Below are 16,903 nucleotides of genomic sequence, written 5' to 3' on the forward strand. Positions count from 1 at the left end.
CTATTTTTCTATGTCTCTTTCACCGAAATGATTTTCACTGGACAGGCTTTGGCGGCCAGTTCGCAACTTTCGGCTATGGTGTGGTCGGGTGATTTCAAAGTGTAAAAACCTTTGGCGTTTACACTTTTGATCAACACCGATTTTCCGTCTTTTTTGGACATCTGAAAATGAACGGGTGCCATTTCCACACAGTAATTGCACCCAATGCACTTGTCCCTTTGTAGTGTTACGATAACCATTAGGCTTCGACTATTTTGTATAATTTGTCAGACATACGGATTCTGAAAGGTAATTTGAAAGTACAATCGTCACCTTTGGTTGCTTTTTCAGCCGTTACGTCATTTACGTACATTTCCTCGATAACCATTTCCTGTGCACCAGTGCTTGGACCGGTAACCAATATTTTGTCTCCGATTTTAATGTCGTAAGCTTCGATTTTGAATTGACCAATCTCTGCTTTTGGAAAAAAATGGGTTCCTTTCCCCACATATACTTTTTTCTGTGTTGCCATCGATCCCGAAACATCGCTCCATTCTCCCAATTCTTGACCAAGATAATAACCCGACCAAAAACCGCGATTGTAAACGGTGTTCAAGGCTTCCATCCAAACTGCAATTTTTTCTTTGGTAAAAGTGCCTTCGTTATAACTGTCAATCGCTTCACGGTAGGTTTTTATTACCGTGGCCACGTATTCCGGCGCACGGCCTCGGCCTTCGATTTTTAGAACTTGAATGCCTGAATCAATTACCTGATCCAGAAAATTCAGCGTGCACAAATCTTTTGGAGACATCATGTATTCGTTGTCCAATTCTATTTCAAAACCAGTTTCTTGGTCGATAACAGTGTATTTTTTACGGCAATTTTGTTTGCACGCGCCACGGTTTGCCGATGAGTTATTCGAATGTAAACTCAAATAGCATTTCCCTGAAACCGCCATGCACAATGCACCGTGACCAAAGATTTCGATTTCCACCAATTTGCCGTTTGGCCCTTTGATTTGTTCTTTCTCGATTTGTTCCGTGATTTTCTTCACTTGACGTAAACTCAATTCACGGCTCAAAACCATGGTATCGGCGAATAAGCTGTAGAATTTGATGGTTTCGATATTGGTAACGTTCAATTGGGTCGAAATATGAACTTCCATCCCAATTCCTCTCGCCATTGAAATTACGGCTTGGTCGGAAGCGATAACTGCGGTGATATTGGCTTCTTTGGCTTTGTTCAACAATGTTTTTACTACCGATAAGTCGTGGTCATAAATGATGGTGTTCAAAGTCAAATAACTTCTAACGTTTTTGGCTTCGCAACGACGGGCGATTTCCGGTAAATCATCCATCGTGAAATTTACCGTGGCACGAGCGCGCATATTCAATTGTTCTACGCCAAAGTAAACAGAATCGGCACCATTATCCAGTCCAGCCTGAAGCGACTCAAAGTTCCCTGCGGGAGCCATAAGTTCTATTTTGTTGTTTGTTGCCATGATAAATTAATCTAGAATTTTATATAATTTATCAGACAATCGAATTCTGAAAGGGACTGTGAATGTTACTTTGTCGCCTATTGTGGCTTGAGTACTTTCGGTTCCGTTAACCAACATTTTGTCCAAAACCATTTCTTGGTTTCCGGTTGTTGGCCCCACGATTAAGATTTTATCACCCGAATTCAATTCTTGGTTTTCTATGGTGAAAAGTCCCACTTGCGCTTTTACGTAATAATGTTCCGCTTTGCCAAGTAATGCTTTTTTAACTTTTATCTTTTTGCGAATATCAGTTGTTTTTGGAGCTGTTGCCAAAGCCGTATCCGTCAATTCACCAGAATGTTTGAATTTTAAACTTTCAGATTTTCCTTTTCTAAAAACTTTATTTCCGACTTGTTTTCCAGTTCTCAATCGTACTTGATCGACTAGAGGCATGTGGATAATTTCCAGACATTCGGAAGAACAGCAGTTTTCCATGGCCGTTTTGCATTCGTCACATTGGATAAATAACAAATGGCAACCATCATTTTCGCAATTGGTGTGATTGTCGCATGGTTTTCCGCATTGGTGGCATTGCGAAACGATATCGTCTGTAATTCTTTCGCCTAAACGATTATCAAAAACAAAATTCTTTCCAATGAACTTGCTTTCCAATCCTTCTGCTTCAATTTGCTTGGCGTAATTAATGATTCCACCTTCCAATTGGAAAACATTTTTAAAACCTTGGTGTTTGAAATAAGCACTTGCCTTCTCACAACGAATTCCACCGGTGCAATACATTACCAGGTTTTTGTCTTCTTTGTGGTCTTGAAGTTGCTCGTTGATTATCGGCAAACTCTCTCTAAAAGTTTCAACATCGGGAGTTATGGCACCTTTAAAATGGCCCACTTCACTTTCATAGTGATTTCTAAAATCAACCACAATTGTGTTTGGATCATCCAATATATCGTTGAATTCTTTGGCTTTTAAGTGAACACCTATATTGGTTACATCAAAACTTTCATCGTTCAAACCGTCAGCAACAATCTTGTGACGCACTTTGATCGTTAGTTTCAAAAAGGCGTGATCATCATGTTCTACAGCCACATTCAAACGAATGCCTTTCATAAAATCATAAGCTTCAAGAGTTTCTCTGAAAGCTTCAATATTTTCGGCAGGAACATTCATTTGGGCGTTGATTCCTTCATGGGCAACGTAAATTCTACCCAAAGCATCGAGTGCATTCCAGGCAATAAATAAATCGTTACGAAATTGTGTGGGATCTTGAATTTTGGCATACGCATAGAAAGACAACGTAAGTCGTTGTTTTCCGGCTTGGTCAATAAGCTCGGCTCTTTCTTCTGCGCTTAAGGTGTTATACAGTTGCATGCTATAAACGTTTAAGTGAGAAATATGTCGTGAATTCTAAATGGAAGAATTCGGGCGCAAAATTAGTGAACTTTTGCGATTTTCAAATGCGTATTAGGGGAAATTTAGGATTTGTGCTTTTTTAAAATGGTATGATTAATTTTTTGGAGTAGAAAGATTTGGCATTTTAGGACATATCGTCCCGCTTTTCGTTACAATCTTTTGTGCCGAACCCCGGCACAAAAGGATTTTCACTTCAATCGGGGCTAAGGAGAGAGATTTTGCTTTTTTATCATTATCCGAAAAAAACAATATAAATGATGTTAAAGCATTCTTATCACACAATACCTACGCCCAATATTGTCATCCCGAGGAACGAGGGATCTTCGCAAGAAAGCCCGTAATCCAAGTAGAAAAAGAGTCACTTTGTCGAATAGGATTGTGAAGATCCTTCCTCCGTCAGGATGACAAGATTGCGAGGAAGTAGATTGAGGAAAGTGGCTGTCGGAGATTGCTTCGCAATACTACTCAAACAAATGATTCAAAAAATTAAGTTCAGGATTGATTGTCTTTATGAGATCCAATTTTTTTTTCCTTCCTCCAACCTTTTATTTCTTTTTCACGACCTATGGCTTCTTGAATCCAAGTGAATTTTTCATAGTAATGTAAATAGTGAACATTGTAGCTAGAGGCAAATGTTTTATTTTTTGAAGCAATATTGTCTTTGTGTTGTTCTAAACGTATTTTCAAATGATTTGTAACACCTGTGTATAAAACAGTTTTTGCTTTATTGGTGATTATATAAATGTAATAAGTATGGTATCCTTCTTGAAATTCCATAAAACTAAAATAGTCTTTTATTTACAAATGGAGAAATAATATTTTCGGTGTTCCCAGATTGTGGAAGAGGATTGTGGAGTTCCCTCGTTCCTCGGGATGACAAGATTGAGGGAATTGGATTGAGCGAAATATTGTCACCCTTAATTATTTTGAACTGCACTAACCACCAAATCATCAACGGAAGTGGCACGGCTTATGTGTCCCAGAAGCATTTCGAGCCCTTCGGCACGGAGACTGTCCCGAACTTCGGCGCGGGCTTCGGCAATTTTTAGGGAAATATTTTTGGCTTGTAAATCGCTAAAAAGCTGTTTCAAAAAGCGCGCACCAGCAATATCGATGCGGGGAGAGGAATTCAAATCTAATATAACGGCTTTTAAAGTGTCGGGTTCGCTTTGTATTTTTTCCCAAATCTGCTCTTTTATGTATTCGGCGTTAAAATAGAATATGGAAGATTCTACCCGAACGAGCAGCACGCCTTCGATTTTTTGATTATCTGGATGCCTTTCCATGTCGGTATAGCGTTTTGTGCCGGGGATTCTGCCCAGGAAAGCGACATTGGGCTGTGAGGCTGCTTTTATCAATAACAGCAAAGTTACCATAGCCGCGAGTAAAACTCCGGTCAGGATTCCCCAAATAAGAACTGCGATCAGTGCAATCATGGCAACTCCAAATTCCTGTTTGTTTATTTTATAGAGATGTTTGAGCTCTTCGAGGTCAAAAAGGCCTCTGATGGCGACTAAAACAATGGATGCCAAAATTACGGTTGGTAAATTCTGGAGGAATCCTGTCAAAAACAAGAGACAGAGAGCGATTGTTGCTGAGGCAAATACTAATGATAACGGTGTTTTGGCACCCGCGGTATCATTTACGGCAGACTGCGAAAGTCCTCCCGCAACCGGGTAGCCTTGTCCAAACGCTACAGCCGCATTTGCAACTCCCAGTGCCAGCAGTTCCTGACGCGGATCGATAACGTATCCGTTTTTTTGTGCCAATGTTCTCCCTGCCGAAACGCTTTCGATATACGATAATAAAAAGCAGGCCATAGCTAGTGGGAGCACGCCATCGACATCGTTAATTTGAAGTGAAGGCAAATGGAATTCCGGTAAACCTGTAGGTATGATGCCAACAGTATTGAATCCATGAAGGCCTAATGAAGTTGCCGAAATGAGTACGATGGATAAAATCACTATGAAGATTGCAACGGGTCGTCCAGGTGCTTTTTTTTCGCCAATAATTAGAATGATAATGGCGGCAATGCCAAAAATAAATACTGAAGTATTGGTGTCTGGGAGTTGGTAAAAAAGAGTGATAACGCGATCAATGAAATTATCGCCTCCGCCTTTTACGCCAAATAATTTGGGTAGTTGGGTTAAACCGATGGTTATGGCAGCACCGGCTTTGAACCCCACCAAAACGGTTTCGCTAATAAAATTGATGATACCGCTCAAACGCAAGAGATAAGCGAGTATTGCCATTGCCGCAAAGACAAGTGCTGTAAGTGAAGCAATATCAGCCCAGCGTTGAACATCACCGTTTGCCATATCAGCTATGGTGGTTCCAATCAATAAGGAAATTGCCGATGTTGGACCTATGGCCAGTTGCTTGCTAGTTCCCAATAAGGCATAAAATAAGCCGCCAATAAGGTAACCATAAATTCCGTATTCCGGAGGTAATCCTGCAAGGGTGGCATAGGCTAATGAAACCGGAATACCGTAGGCTGCCAAAGTTATTCCAGCTACAAAGTCGCTTTTTAAGGTTTTAGTATTGTATGCTGTAATCCATTCCGTAGGCGGAAAAAGTTTGGAAGTCATAGGCTCTTTTTAGTGATTAGTGACTAGTTCTTAGTGATTAGCTTTTTGGTCGTGATTTTGAAAATATGTCTTTTAGAATAATGCTCTAGACTAATCACTTTTTTACTAATTACTATCGGCTAATTAATCTTTTTCGTTCAATAAAGCTTGTTTGACAGCTTGCAATTCAGTTATTTTTTCGGCACTTACTTTTGGGTATTCCAAGTCCATTTCATCTAGAGCTGTTATGATTGCCGATGCTATTGCAATTCGGGCGTATGATTTATTGTCGGCAGGAATCACGTACCAAGGTGATTTTTTGGTTGAGGTGTTTTTTATTAAATCCTGATAGGCATGCTGGTAGTCGTCCCAATAGCCTCTTTCTTTGGCGTCAGCGGCACTAAATTTCCAGTTTTTGTCCGGATCGTCCACGCGTTCTATGAATCTCTTTTTCTGTTCTTTTTTGGAAACATTGAGGAAAAATTTAAGGACGATGGTCCCGTTTCTGGCCAGGTATTTTTCAAAGTTTCGAATGTCTTGAAAACGCTCTTCCCAGATGTCTTTGGTAATCAGTTTTTCTGGAAGTTTTTGACCTTTTAAAATCGCTTCGTGAACACGCACCACCAAAACTTCTTCATAATAAGATCGGTTAAAAATACCGATGCGTCCTCGTTCGGGTAAATGCTTTTGGCATCGCCATAAAAAATCATGGTCTAAATCTTCTGAACTAGGCGCTTTGAAAGAGAAAACTTGACATCCCTGCGGATTGACCCCAGACATCACATGCTTGATGGCGCCGTCTTTGCCAGCAGCATCCATCGCCTGAAAAACGAGTAGTAATGACCATTTGTCCTGTGCATATAATATATCCTGCATGGCGGCCAATGCATCAACTCCCATTTGCAGGGTCTGATTCACCAGTGGTTTTCCTTCTTCTCCTAGATTGAAACTGGCTTTGGTTTCGTAATCCTTAAGCTTGAAGCCGTCACCATCACCGACATTATATTGTTTTGAGAATTTTTTGGCCCTTTGTATCAGCTCTTTTTTACTTAAAGTGGCAAGGTCAATTAGATTTTCCTCATAATCATTCAGCTCTTTTTTATTTGACTTGGACATAATTTTGAAATTTAATGTTAGTAAAAGGTGATGCAGATTAAAAAATAATTAATGTTTTTCCTATGTTGAGAATTACAGGATACAATCTACTAATTTAGTAAAAAAACAAATGCTGGAATATTTTTAACAGAGAATGATTGTGAAATTCGGAGATATAATTTGAAACAACAGTTAACTATTGTTTTTTTTATTAATCATTGTGAATTATTCGTTTGTTTTTTGTAATTTCCTCTTACTGATAAATATAAATCAGTATTTTTGTTTGTAACTAATTTTAATAATGATTTTATGAATACGCTGAAAAAGATTAAAATATTATTTTTTGTTGTAGTTCTTTCTCCAATTTACACTTCTTGCAAAAAAGATGCTCCACCCGAAGCCAAACCACTGGAAATTTCGGTCGTAAAAGTATTGCAACAAGATGTAAGGCTAGAATCTGAGTTTACTGGACAGACTTTTGGGCAATCGGATATACAGATTAACCCTAGAGTTGATGGTGTTATTGAAAGCCTTAATTTCAATGAGGGCAGCTTGGTAACCAAAGGACAATTGTTATACACTATTGATCCGTTGCCGTTTCAGGAAAAAGTGCATCAAGCGGAAGCAGATTTGGCAGAAATGCAAGCTAGATTGGCCAAAACCAAATCAGATTACGACATGATGGTGCCACTTGCCAAGATGAACGCAGTCAGCCAAAGAGAATTAATAGCGGCAAAATCAGCGTATGAAGCCGCGGCTGCATCCATAAAAGCATCTACAGCCAGGTTACAAAATTCAAAAATAGAATTGGGATATAGTACAATTGTTGCTCCTATTTCAGGATTGATAGGGATTTCAAAAGTTCGAGTTGGTGATTATGTTCGTCCGGGTGCTGCATCCGTTTTAAATACAATTTCAGATTTGGGTGATGTAAGGGTTCGATTTACAATGAGCGAACAGGAATATCTTCGAATTTTTAGAGAAATAACAAAGAAGGATTCTAGTCTAAAAGGAGCCGGAAAATCAATTTCATTAGTATTGTCAGACGGGTCGGTTTACCCTGAAAAAGGAAAAATCAGTTTTGCCGACAGACAAATTGACCCGACTACCGGGGCTGTGACTTTCGAGGCGGCATTTGCCAATCCTGACCAACTAATTCGTCCAGGCCAATATGTGAAAATTTTGGTAGTTACCGATGTTCGTCAAAATGCATTGGTTATTCCACAGCGTTCTGTTATCGAAATGCAGGGAATTTACCAGGTTTATGTGGTTGGCAGTGATAACAAAGTGGATCTTAAAATTATACAAGTTGGTCCTGCCTATAAAGACGGATATCTTGTTACAGAAGGATTATCTGCAAATGATAAAATTGCTTTAGGGGGAACTTCCTTATTGAAAAGTGGCAGTGTGATAACACCAAAAGCTACAGAATGGCAGCCTGGTAAAACAGAAAATTAACCAAAGCGAACTAAACAATTAAGAAACACATTATGGGAGAATTTTTTGTTAGAAGACCAATTGTAGCCATAGTAATCAGTATCATTACGGTGATACTCGGATTGCTTGCATTACAAAAAACACCAATATCACAATATCCGGATATTAATCCGCCAGTTGTAAAGATCACGACTACTTTTACAGGAGCTAATGCGTTGAATGTGGAGCAGGCAGTTGCTACCCCAATTGAGCAAAAGGTAAATGGAGTAGAGCAGATGCTTTACATAAAATCGACAAACACTTCTGATGGAGCCTGTACAATTGAAGTAACATTTGATGTGGGTACCAATTTGGACAATGCCAATATGCTTACCCAAAATCGTCAGGCACAGTCGGCTCCATTTATGCCTTCAAGCGTTAAACAACAAGGGGTTGTGGTAAAAAAATCATTGTCATTCCCGATGATGTTGTTTACACTTACCTCTACAAATCCTAAATACGACAACAAATTTTTGAACAATTATGCCAATATCAACATTGTGGATCAATTGGCGCGTATAAAAGGAGTTGGTGAAGTTTCCCTTTTTGGAGGAAGTGATTATTCCATGAGAGTTTGGCTAAAAGCCGATGTAATGAGCAAACTCGGGATAACTGTTGATGATGTAAAAAATGCCTTGAATGCTCAAAACATGATTAGCCCTGGTGGAAAATTTGGCTCTGAGCCTGCTCCATTAGGAACGGATTTTACCTATGGTGTTACGCTTCAAGATCGTTTAGTTACTGAGAAGGAGTTTGGCAAAATTGTGGTAAAAAGTAAATCAGATGGTTCTCAAGTAGTATTAAGCGACATCTCCCGAATTGAATTGGGTACAGAAAATTATAGTTCAAATGCCCGTAGAAATGGAAGCGCAACAGCGGCAATCACTATGTTTCAGATGCCGGGAAGTAACGCTTTGGAAGTAGCTACTCTTGCAAAAGAGGCTATGAAAAAAATGTCCGAAAAGTTTCCAAAAGGTATTGAATACCAAGAATCATTGGATACCACACTTGCTATTACTGCGGGTGTTGAAGATATTGTCCATACCCTTTTTGAAGCCGTTATTCTGGTAATATTAGTTGTATTTATATTTCTTCAAAACTGGCGTGCAACTTTGATTCCATTGATAACGGTTCCAGTGTCATTAATTGGTACCATTGCAGTTTTTCCAATGTTAGGATTTTCGATAAACACCTTATCTTTATTGGGGTTAGTACTAGCAATTGGTATTGTCGTCGATGATGCCATCGTGGTTGTGGAAGCCGTTATGCATCATATTGAACATGGTAAATCTCCAAAAGATGCTACAATACAGGCTATGAAAGAAGTTTCTGGACCAGTAATTGCAATTGCCCTTATTTTGATAGCAGTGTTCGTGCCCGTTGCAATGACGCCTGGTATCACTGGTCGTTTTTATCAACAATTTGCCATAACCATTGCGGTCTCGGTCGCCTTCTCGGCATTTAGTGCCTTGTCACTCAGTCCCGCGCTCTGTGCCATGCTCTTAAAACCCACGAAACCTGTTGATCAGCAAACAGGATGGTTGGCCAAATTTTTTACAGGGTTCAATAGAATTTTCGAAAACGTAACGGAAAAATACTTAACAGGAGCTACTTTTTTTGCTAAAAAGGCGATGCGTATTGTTGTTTTATTAGGAGTAGTTTTAGCTGCTGTAGTGTTATTGGGCTTAAAAATCCCATCAGGTTTTATTCCAGAGGAAGATCAGGGGTATATTTTAATTAACGTAGCATTGCCGCCTGCATCTTCTATCCAGCGTACAGATGAGATTTCGAGAAAAATAGACGGATTTTTAAAAGAGGAGGAGTCGATACTTTCTTATACTACAATCAACGGATTTAGTATGCTTACGAACTCGTATCAGCCTAATAATGCTTTTATTTTCATATCGTTAAAGCCTTGGGAAGAAAGAACAGAAACGGCCAAACAATTGGTTGATCGATTGAATAAAAGATTATCAACGCAAATTACAAATGCAACCGCTTTTGCTTTTGGTCCTCCTGCAATTCAAGGTTTGGGAGCGTCTGCAGGTTTTAGTTTGATGTTGCAAGATAGAGGTGGAAACACTCCGCAATATCTTGCCCAACAGACACAGGCATTTATTGCTGCCGCACAAAAACGTCCTGAAATCAAAAGGATTTATACCACTTTTAATGCAGGAACTCCTCAGATAAAATTAGATATTGACAACGAAAAAGCGATGAAATTAGGAGTGCCTGTTTCTAAAGTCACTGAAGTATTAGGAGCCTTTTTGGGAGGTTCTTACGTGAATGACTTTAACCGTTTTGGTCGCCAGTATAAAGTGTATTTACAAGGTGAAGCCGTAGACAGGTTGAGGCCAGAAAATCTAAACAAGATTTACGTGAGAAACGATAGCGGTGACATGTTGCCAATATCCACTTTGGTTACTGCCACAAAAGTAGCGGGACCTGATTTTACCAACCGTCTTAATTTATTTAGAGCTGCTGAAATTGGAGGTAGCCCAAATGATGGTTATAGTAGTGCTCAAGCTTTGACCGCATTGGAAGAAGTAGCTAAAGAAACTTTGCCAGCAGATATGAGTTACGATTATATCAACCTTTCGTATCAGGAAAAACATTCTCCTGGTGGAGGTACAGTGTTTTTAATGGCATTGGTGTTTGTATTCTTAATTTTGGCAGCACAATACGAAAGCTGGAAATTACCTTTTAGTGTATTGCTTGGAGCTCCTTTTGCTGTGTTTGGTGCGTTTTTAGGATTGTTTTTGGCAAGAATGGGCAGTGATGCTTATGTAAATAACGTATTTGCGCAGATTGGGTTGGTGCTCTTAATCGGGCTGGTCGCCAAAAATGCGATTCTTATCGTTGAGTTTGCCAAAGAGGAATATGAGAAGGGCAAACCGCTGTACGAATCGGCGATGGTTGCAGCCAAACTTCGTTTCCGTCCAATCTTAATGACCGCTTTTGCCTTTATACTTGGTGTTGTTCCTTTGCTTACGGCTACAGGTGCTGGTTCACAAGCTCGTATCGTAATGGGTATGGCCGTGTTCAGCGGGATGTTGATAGCCACTATTCTTGGAGTATTAATTGTGCCCGGTTTATTTGTAATGATTGAAAAAATTGGAAATAAAGATGAGGTTGTAGCAACTGAAAATAGTACGGATTCAAAAACTACAGATCATGAATAAATTTAAAATAATTGTTGTTATTGTAGTCCTAGCAGTACTTCCTGTAGGTTGTTTGGTTGGACCTAAATACCAAAAGCCGGAAGAACAAAGTACAGGGAATTTTCGACAAGGCCCTGCAAATGTTGATACTTTGGCCTCTGTAGTCAATGTCAAATGGTTTGATCTTTTTAATGACGAAGTTCTAAAAGGGCTTATCAACAAAGGATTGGAAAATAATTATGACATGAAAATTGCATTGGCACGTATTGAGCGTACACGAGCAGAATTAGGATATACCAAAGCTGATTTATTGCCCGCAATAGGATATAGTGGAACTGTAAACAGTAATGAGAAGACCTTTTTGCCTTCCAATGCATCAGCTAATCTATCTTGGGAATTAGATTTTTGGGGTAAAATACGTCATGAAAATAGAGCGGTTCAAAATGAATTGCTTGCCAGTGAAGAAGGACGAAAAGTAATTCTTTCCAATTTGGTGAGTGATATAGCGGTTGCTTATTTTGAGCTTCGTGATTTTGACAATCAGTTGCTGATTACGAAACAGACTTTAGAAACTAGACAAAAGGCATTTGATCTTATCAATCAAAGGTTTCAGGCTGGGTATGTTTCTGAGGTGGACAAAGTTCAGATTGAGCAGCAAGTAGCTATTGCCGAAGCGGCGATACCATCCATTCAAAGACAAATTACAGATAGAGAAAACACGATCTCAATATTGACTGGACAAGCTCCTGGTCCTGTTGATCGCGGAAAGACTGTTTTAGAGCTTCAAGTGGCTAATAACATACCTGTTTCTATCCCTTCTATTTTATTAAAAAACCGTCCGGATGTAATGCAGGCAGAAATGTATTATATGGCCTCTAACGAAAGAATAGGGGTTGCACAGGCGATGCGTTTCCCTTCTTTCAATATTGCTGCATTAGCTGGATTTGCAAACAATCAAGTAAGTCAATTATTTGATGGTTCTTCGTATTTGCAAAATGCCAGCGCTTCTGTTGCCGGACCGATTTTTAATTTTGGAAAAAACAGAAGAAGAGTGGAGATTTATAGACAAATTGCTGAAGAATCCAGACTTTCATACCAAAAAACTTGTATTGTTGCCGTTGCAGAAGTGGAACAGGCTTTACAAAATGTAAAAACGTACAAAGAAGAATGGACAGCCAGAAACAGACAAGTACTAGCGGCTAGAAAGAACTTGGAATTGTCAAACGCTAGATATTACAATGGTTATGTGTCTTATTTAGAAGTTTTGGAGGTAGAACGTTCACTATTTGATGCCGAATTGAGCCTTTCTCAGTTAACCCAAAATCAATTGAGTTCAATGATACAATTGTACAGGGCTTTAGGTGGTGGCTGGAATTAGAAACACCATTCTTATTAAACAAAAAACCACGCAATTTGCGTGGTTTTTTGTTTAAAAGACTTAGAAATTAAGTTTAAACTGAAATGTTAACATACTTATTTTGCTTTTTGCTTATTGTAATATATAAATTGTAACTTTATGTCATTGAGTGAATTATGTTTGTTTTCTGAATGTTTTTTGAATTTAATTGTTTCTAATGATGTATAACATACTTTTAAATCTGGGAATGTATTTAATTCCGTTTTTTTGCGTGCTGATTCCAATCATTTTAGGTCAGCAGTATGGATTTTATTTAAAAACCCACGCTGTTAAGGTCAGCGATTCTCCTGTTGGTTCAGTCGTGGGTGCATCGCTTGGGTTGTTGGCTTTTATGTTGGCTTTTACCTTTCAAATTGTTGATAACCGTTATAACGAGCGCAAGAAACTTTTGCTTGATGAGGTAACCACCATCCGAACCACTTATTTACGTGCCGGATTAATTCCGGAACCCTATAAATCCAGTACCCGAAAACTTTTGATTGAATATACCGATTTGCGGGCAGCTATAGTCAACGACATATCACCTAAAAAAGTTGAACATCTTAGAATTAGATCTAAAGCAATTCTGGATTCGCTCTGGCATTATTCGGAGGAATTGGCATCATTTGATAGAAGTTCGGAAGCATTTTCACTTTATACAGGTTCTACAAACGATTTGAATGAAATTTACAATCATCGGGTTACTTATACTTTTGAGTACCGAATCCCTTTTGCCATTTTATTTATTTTGGGTGTTATTACGTTACTTTCAATGTTTTTATTGGGATATCAGTTTGGAATTTCAGGCAAAAAAAATTACGTGGTTGCTATTATAATTTCGATAATTTTTGCTTCTGTGATGTGGCTTATTCTTGCGCTTGATCGTCCGGAACAAGGTTTTATTAGGTTGAATCAACAGCCAATTATTACACTTTATGAACAGTTACACGGAAAATGAAGCTGAACAAGATAGTTTTAAAATCAAAAAACCATCCGATTAGGGATGGTTTTCGATTTTTAATGTGTTTTAAAGCTTAGCAATACTCGTTGAAAGCATCTTTTAAGTTTTCAGCAATAGTTTCTGCTGGACGTCCTTCAATGTGGTGACGCTCTAACATATGAACCAATTCACCGTCTTTGAACAAGGCAATGCTTGGAGAAGATGGAGGGAAAGGGAACATATGTTCTCTTGCGGCAGTTACTGCCTCTTTATCAACTCCTGCAAAAACTGTGATTAAATGATCTGGTTTTTTTGCGCCTTCTAAACTCATAGCCGCTCCTGGACGTGCATTTCTTGCCGCACACCCACAAACAGAATTTACTACCACTAATGTTGTGCCTTCCGATTTTATTGCAGTATTTACTGCTTCAGCACTATGTAAATCTTGAAAACCTACAGTTGTTAATTCAGCCTGCATTGGTTTTACCATTTCTTCTGGATACATATTTTTTATTTTAAGTTCAACTTTTATAAATGCAAAGTTACAAAGTTTAATTACAAGAACTTAATTTGAAATATAAAGTTTTGTTATAGTTTGATTGTAGTTATGGGATATTTTTTTAGCTAGTAATTATCTTATTTTTTCTTTTCTAGAATAGCTATTAACTGTTTGTTGTTTAGAAATGAATGCTTTTGAAAGACAATTGAAAAATCAGATTCTAAAATTGTAATTGTTGGATAAATCACTTGAGAATTTATTGTTGCTAATGCCGTTGCCAGTTCGTGAATTCCTGTGTTTTGACCTTTTGGTTTGAATTCAAAAGTATGATTATTGAAATGAATATCTTCTTTGCTTTCGGCATCTAATGATATAAAGTAATAGTTGTTATTTAAAAGATTTATGATTTCAGGGTTTTTGAAAGTGGAATTTTCCATCATTTTGCAGTAGTTGCACCAAGATGTGTGAATATAAATTACAAATGGTTTCGGGTTTTCTTTGGACATTTTTTCTGCTTCTTCAAAAGTATGGGTTTTCAATTGGGCAAAACCTGATGGAATTGCCCAAGAGAAAATTAATAGTATGTAAAGCCATTTTTTCATTTTAAAATAAATTATAACGAAGCCCAAAGAAACCTCTGATTCCCTGATTTGGGCCGTAAACATAAGTGGTGTCAAATGTTAAACCATAAGGGTTGTCAGGTGTCACTAATACTTTTCCATTCGAATCGTATTGTACATTTTTGTCAAATGGATCTTCGGTTCTGGAAATCAGGAATGGATTGTTTTGTTTAGGAGTAAAGTTAAGTAGGTTTTTGATGCCGGCGTACAATTCAAAATTTTTCCAACCTGAATAAGTAAACTGTATGTTTTGTAAACTGTACCAAGGAGAGTAAGGATTACGGGGATCAGTTTCACTTAATAATGGTAATTTCATGGGGCTATAAACATTTCCGGTATAATCAATTGCTAAATCAATCGGATTAATTTTATACGATACGCTCCAAGTGGCCGTGAAATTTTCGGTTAAGTAAGGTCTTGTTTTTACGTCATTTTCTACATTGGAAACATCCATATAAGTAGCGCCCAATATGAATTTTAATCCATTGGTGAAATTGATATCGGTATTACAGCTGATTCCTTGGCTCAAAGCGTAACCATCTATGTTGTCATAAATAATTTTGTTTGGGTCTGTTGTGTAATCCGATACAATTTTGTTGCTGAATCGGGTATAAAAAGCGGTGGTTTCAATTCCTAAAAAAGTACCATTCGTAAAATATATTTTCTTTATATAATTCAAATTGGCGTTCATTGATTTTTCAGGATTCAGATTATTGGCAATCACCACTTCTCTTGATCCAGTCAATGCAGCATGGTCTTCAGTAAATAAATTAACCACCCTAAAGCCAGATCCGGCATTCAAACGGAGAATGTTATTTTCGTTGATTTTTAATTTATAGGCAAACCTTGGAGTAAAAATATTCCCGTGAATGGTGTTGTAATCGTATCGTAAGCCGAATAACATTTTGTGTTTCTCGCTAAAAGAAATTTCATCTTGGACAAAAATTCCCGGAAGCCATGTTTTTTCTGGATTGTTTTCGTTTAAAAGTGAGGTAGATTGCGTGTTGTCATCATAGTAAGTATAACGTGATGCTATTCCTGTAAGCAAATCATTTTTTCCTACTTTTTTGTCCCAAGTCAGTTGCAGAAAGCCAATTTTTTGATTCGCAATATAAGAGGTTGTTCCATAACGGCTGTCTTGAAAATGTATCGTTCCGGAGAAAGAGAGCATCAGTTTTTCTATAGTTGGGAATTGGTAGCTTCCTAGAAGTTCCCCTCGTTTGGTGTAAATGCTTTCTCCATAGATTTCATTGTCACCACGATATTTTTTCTCCCAACGAATATCACCGCCCCATCGATCTTCGTACATTCCTCTGACGGCTACCGTGAATAATCTGTTTTGGACACGATTGAAATTCCATTTATTGAAAAGGGAAATTCTGTTTTGCGCCGTTACATCTGTAAATCCATCATGATCATTGTCAATGGTTTGGTCGTAGAGGTAATAGTTAAGGCCTAATAATGAAGAGGCTTTTTGGTTAATATTAAATTTTACGCCCAAATCAACATTGGTTTCTAGCCAAGTGGTTGTAAATACATCGGCTGAAAATACGGGAGCATTAATTGGATTTTTTGTAATGATGTTGATCAAGCCGCCCACAGCTTCACTTCCGTATAAAGAAGAGGCTGGGCCTTTTACTATTTCGATTCGCTCCACCAATGAATTAGGAATTCCTGACAATCCATAAACGGTTGATAAACTGCTGACAATAGGCATCCCGTCAATCATTACCGATGTATATGGCCCTTCCAAACCATTGATATGAATATCACCTGTATTGCAGACACCGCAATTGAGTTGTGGTCTCACTCCGTTTACGTTTTGTAACGCTTCATATATGCTTGGCGTTGGATTTTTTTTGAAAAAGACCGGTGTGTACACTTCAACAGGGACTGCGCTTTCTAGTCGTTTTACTGCTTTTAAGGTTCCTGAGACAACAACTTCGTTGAGTTCATTATCATCTGTTTGCAGTTCGAAGTCGAGTTGAATTTGTTCTGGTGATTGAATTATTAAATTTTTTCTTTGGGTTTTATAACCAACGGCTGTTACTAGTACTTTGTAATTACCTTTAGTGATATTTTGAAAGGTGTAAATTCCCTTGTCGTTTGTTTGTGTGTTGAAATTGGAACTTATAATCTCTACTGTTGCATTTTCAATTGGTGTCGATTTATGCATTACAATTCCTATTACAGTAGCGTTTTCTTGGGAGTATGTTAACTGTAATGTGAGTATTATTAATATCAAAAATAAATATTTCATTA

13 protein-coding genes are annotated in these 16,903 nt (G+C 38.1%); 4 read left to right on the forward strand and 9 right to left on the reverse strand.

Annotation, left to right across the window (positions count from 1 at the left end; translation table 11 throughout):
* Positions 1-8: 8 nt before the first annotated feature.
* The 6 genes from J2W95_RS08880 to J2W95_RS08905 form a co-directional block, all read right to left on the reverse strand.
* Entirely contained in the window at positions 9-239 is a 231-nt protein-coding gene (locus J2W95_RS08880; RefSeq protein ID WP_310006057.1) for a ferredoxin, read from the reverse strand.
* A complete protein-coding gene (locus tag J2W95_RS08885; protein WP_310006059.1) occupies positions 239-1,480 on the reverse strand; it encodes a peptidase U32 family protein in 1,242 nt (413 codons plus the stop codon). Before J2W95_RS08885 ends, J2W95_RS08880 begins: the two co-directional genes overlap by 1 nt.
* A gap of 6 nt (positions 1,481-1,486) precedes the next feature.
* Entirely contained in the window at positions 1,487-2,845 is a 1,359-nt protein-coding gene (gene trhO / locus J2W95_RS08890; protein ID WP_310006061.1) for an oxygen-dependent tRNA uridine(34) hydroxylase TrhO, read from the reverse strand.
* 534 nt (positions 2,846-3,379) lie between these two features.
* Positions 3,380-3,664, reverse strand: coding sequence for a GIY-YIG nuclease family protein (locus J2W95_RS08895; RefSeq protein WP_310006063.1), 285 nt, complete (start codon positions 3,662-3,664; stop codon positions 3,380-3,382).
* Between the two features lie 140 nt (positions 3,665-3,804).
* Positions 3,805-5,475 (reverse strand): SulP family inorganic anion transporter, encoded by a 1,671-nt coding sequence (locus tag J2W95_RS08900; protein WP_310006065.1) that lies wholly within the window; start codon positions 5,473-5,475, stop codon positions 3,805-3,807.
* A 123-nt stretch (positions 5,476-5,598) separates the two neighbouring features.
* Positions 5,599-6,570, reverse strand: coding sequence for a polyphosphate kinase 2 family protein (locus J2W95_RS08905; RefSeq protein ID WP_310006067.1), 972 nt, complete (start codon positions 6,568-6,570; stop codon positions 5,599-5,601).
* Between the two features lie 288 nt (positions 6,571-6,858).
* Here J2W95_RS08905 and J2W95_RS08910 point away from each other — a divergent pair, with 288 nt between their 5' ends.
* The 4 genes from J2W95_RS08910 (at position 6,859) to J2W95_RS08925 (ending at position 13,540) form a co-directional block, all read left to right on the forward strand.
* A complete protein-coding gene (locus J2W95_RS08910; RefSeq protein WP_310006069.1) occupies positions 6,859-8,007 on the forward strand; it encodes an efflux RND transporter periplasmic adaptor subunit in 1,149 nt (382 codons plus the stop codon).
* 32 nt (positions 8,008-8,039) lie between these two features.
* Positions 8,040-11,207: an efflux RND transporter permease subunit gene (locus J2W95_RS08915; protein WP_310006071.1), complete on the forward strand. Its 3,168-nt coding sequence runs from the start codon at positions 8,040-8,042 to the stop codon at positions 11,205-11,207.
* Positions 11,200-12,564: an efflux transporter outer membrane subunit gene (locus tag J2W95_RS08920; RefSeq protein WP_310006073.1), complete on the forward strand. Its 1,365-nt coding sequence runs from the start codon at positions 11,200-11,202 to the stop codon at positions 12,562-12,564. The genes J2W95_RS08915 and J2W95_RS08920 overlap by 8 nt, the downstream gene beginning before the upstream one ends.
* A gap of 196 nt (positions 12,565-12,760) precedes the next feature.
* The gene (locus tag J2W95_RS08925; RefSeq protein ID WP_310006075.1) at positions 12,761-13,540 is read left to right on the forward strand and encodes a bestrophin-like domain; all 780 of its coding nucleotides are present in this window, start codon (positions 12,761-12,763) and stop codon (positions 13,538-13,540) included.
* Positions 13,541-13,616: 76 nt separating this feature from the next.
* Here J2W95_RS08925 and J2W95_RS08930 read toward each other — a convergent pair whose 3' ends face one another.
* From J2W95_RS08930 to J2W95_RS08940, 3 genes are all read right to left on the reverse strand, one after another.
* Positions 13,617-14,027 (reverse strand): BrxA/BrxB family bacilliredoxin, encoded by a 411-nt coding sequence (locus J2W95_RS08930; protein WP_310006077.1) that lies wholly within the window; start codon positions 14,025-14,027, stop codon positions 13,617-13,619.
* A 131-nt stretch (positions 14,028-14,158) separates the two neighbouring features.
* On the reverse strand, positions 14,159-14,623 hold the full coding sequence (locus J2W95_RS08935; protein WP_310006079.1) for a thioredoxin family protein: 465 nt from the start codon (positions 14,621-14,623) through the stop codon (positions 14,159-14,161).
* Between the two features lies 1 nt (position 14,624).
* Positions 14,625-16,901 carry a TonB-dependent receptor gene (locus J2W95_RS08940; protein WP_310006081.1) on the reverse strand — a complete coding sequence of 759 codons (2,277 nt, stop codon included), beginning with the start codon at positions 16,899-16,901 and terminating at the stop codon, positions 14,625-14,627.
* Positions 16,902-16,903 lie beyond the last annotated feature (2 nt).

This window comes from Flavobacterium granuli, from assembly GCF_031456055.1.
GTDB classification, from domain to species: Bacteria; Bacteroidota; Bacteroidia; order Flavobacteriales; family Flavobacteriaceae; genus Flavobacterium; species Flavobacterium granuli_A.

Bases quoted from the DNA above. Each gene is read 5' to 3' on its own strand.
- J2W95_RS08880 (WP_310006057.1), bottom strand. From the start codon at position 239: ATGGTTATCGTAACACTACAAAGGGACAAGTGCATTGGGTGCAATTAC.
- J2W95_RS08885 (WP_310006059.1), bottom strand. From the start codon at position 1,480: ATGGCAACAAACAACAAAATAGAACTTATGGCTCCCGCAGGGAACTTT.
- trhO (WP_310006061.1), bottom strand. From the start codon at position 2,845: ATGCAACTGTATAACACCTTAAGCGCAGAAGAAAGAGCCGAGCTTATT.
- J2W95_RS08895 (WP_310006063.1), bottom strand. From the start codon at position 3,664: ATGGAATTTCAAGAAGGATACCATACTTATTACATTTATATAATCACC.
- J2W95_RS08900 (WP_310006065.1), bottom strand. From the start codon at position 5,475: ATGACTTCCAAACTTTTTCCGCCTACGGAATGGATTACAGCATACAAT.
- J2W95_RS08905 (WP_310006067.1), bottom strand. From the start codon at position 6,570: ATGTCCAAGTCAAATAAAAAAGAGCTGAATGATTATGAGGAAAATCTA.
- J2W95_RS08910 (WP_310006069.1), top strand. From the start codon at position 6,859: ATGAATACGCTGAAAAAGATTAAAATATTATTTTTTGTTGTAGTTCTT.
- J2W95_RS08915 (WP_310006071.1), top strand. From the start codon at position 8,040: ATGGGAGAATTTTTTGTTAGAAGACCAATTGTAGCCATAGTAATCAGT.
- J2W95_RS08920 (WP_310006073.1), top strand. From the start codon at position 11,200: ATGAATAAATTTAAAATAATTGTTGTTATTGTAGTCCTAGCAGTACTT.
- J2W95_RS08925 (WP_310006075.1), top strand. From the start codon at position 12,761: ATGATGTATAACATACTTTTAAATCTGGGAATGTATTTAATTCCGTTT.
- J2W95_RS08930 (WP_310006077.1), bottom strand. From the start codon at position 14,027: ATGTATCCAGAAGAAATGGTAAAACCAATGCAGGCTGAATTAACAACT.
- J2W95_RS08935 (WP_310006079.1), bottom strand. From the start codon at position 14,623: ATGAAAAAATGGCTTTACATACTATTAATTTTCTCTTGGGCAATTCCA.
- J2W95_RS08940 (WP_310006081.1), bottom strand. From the start codon at position 16,901: ATGAAATATTTATTTTTGATATTAATAATACTCACATTACAGTTAACA.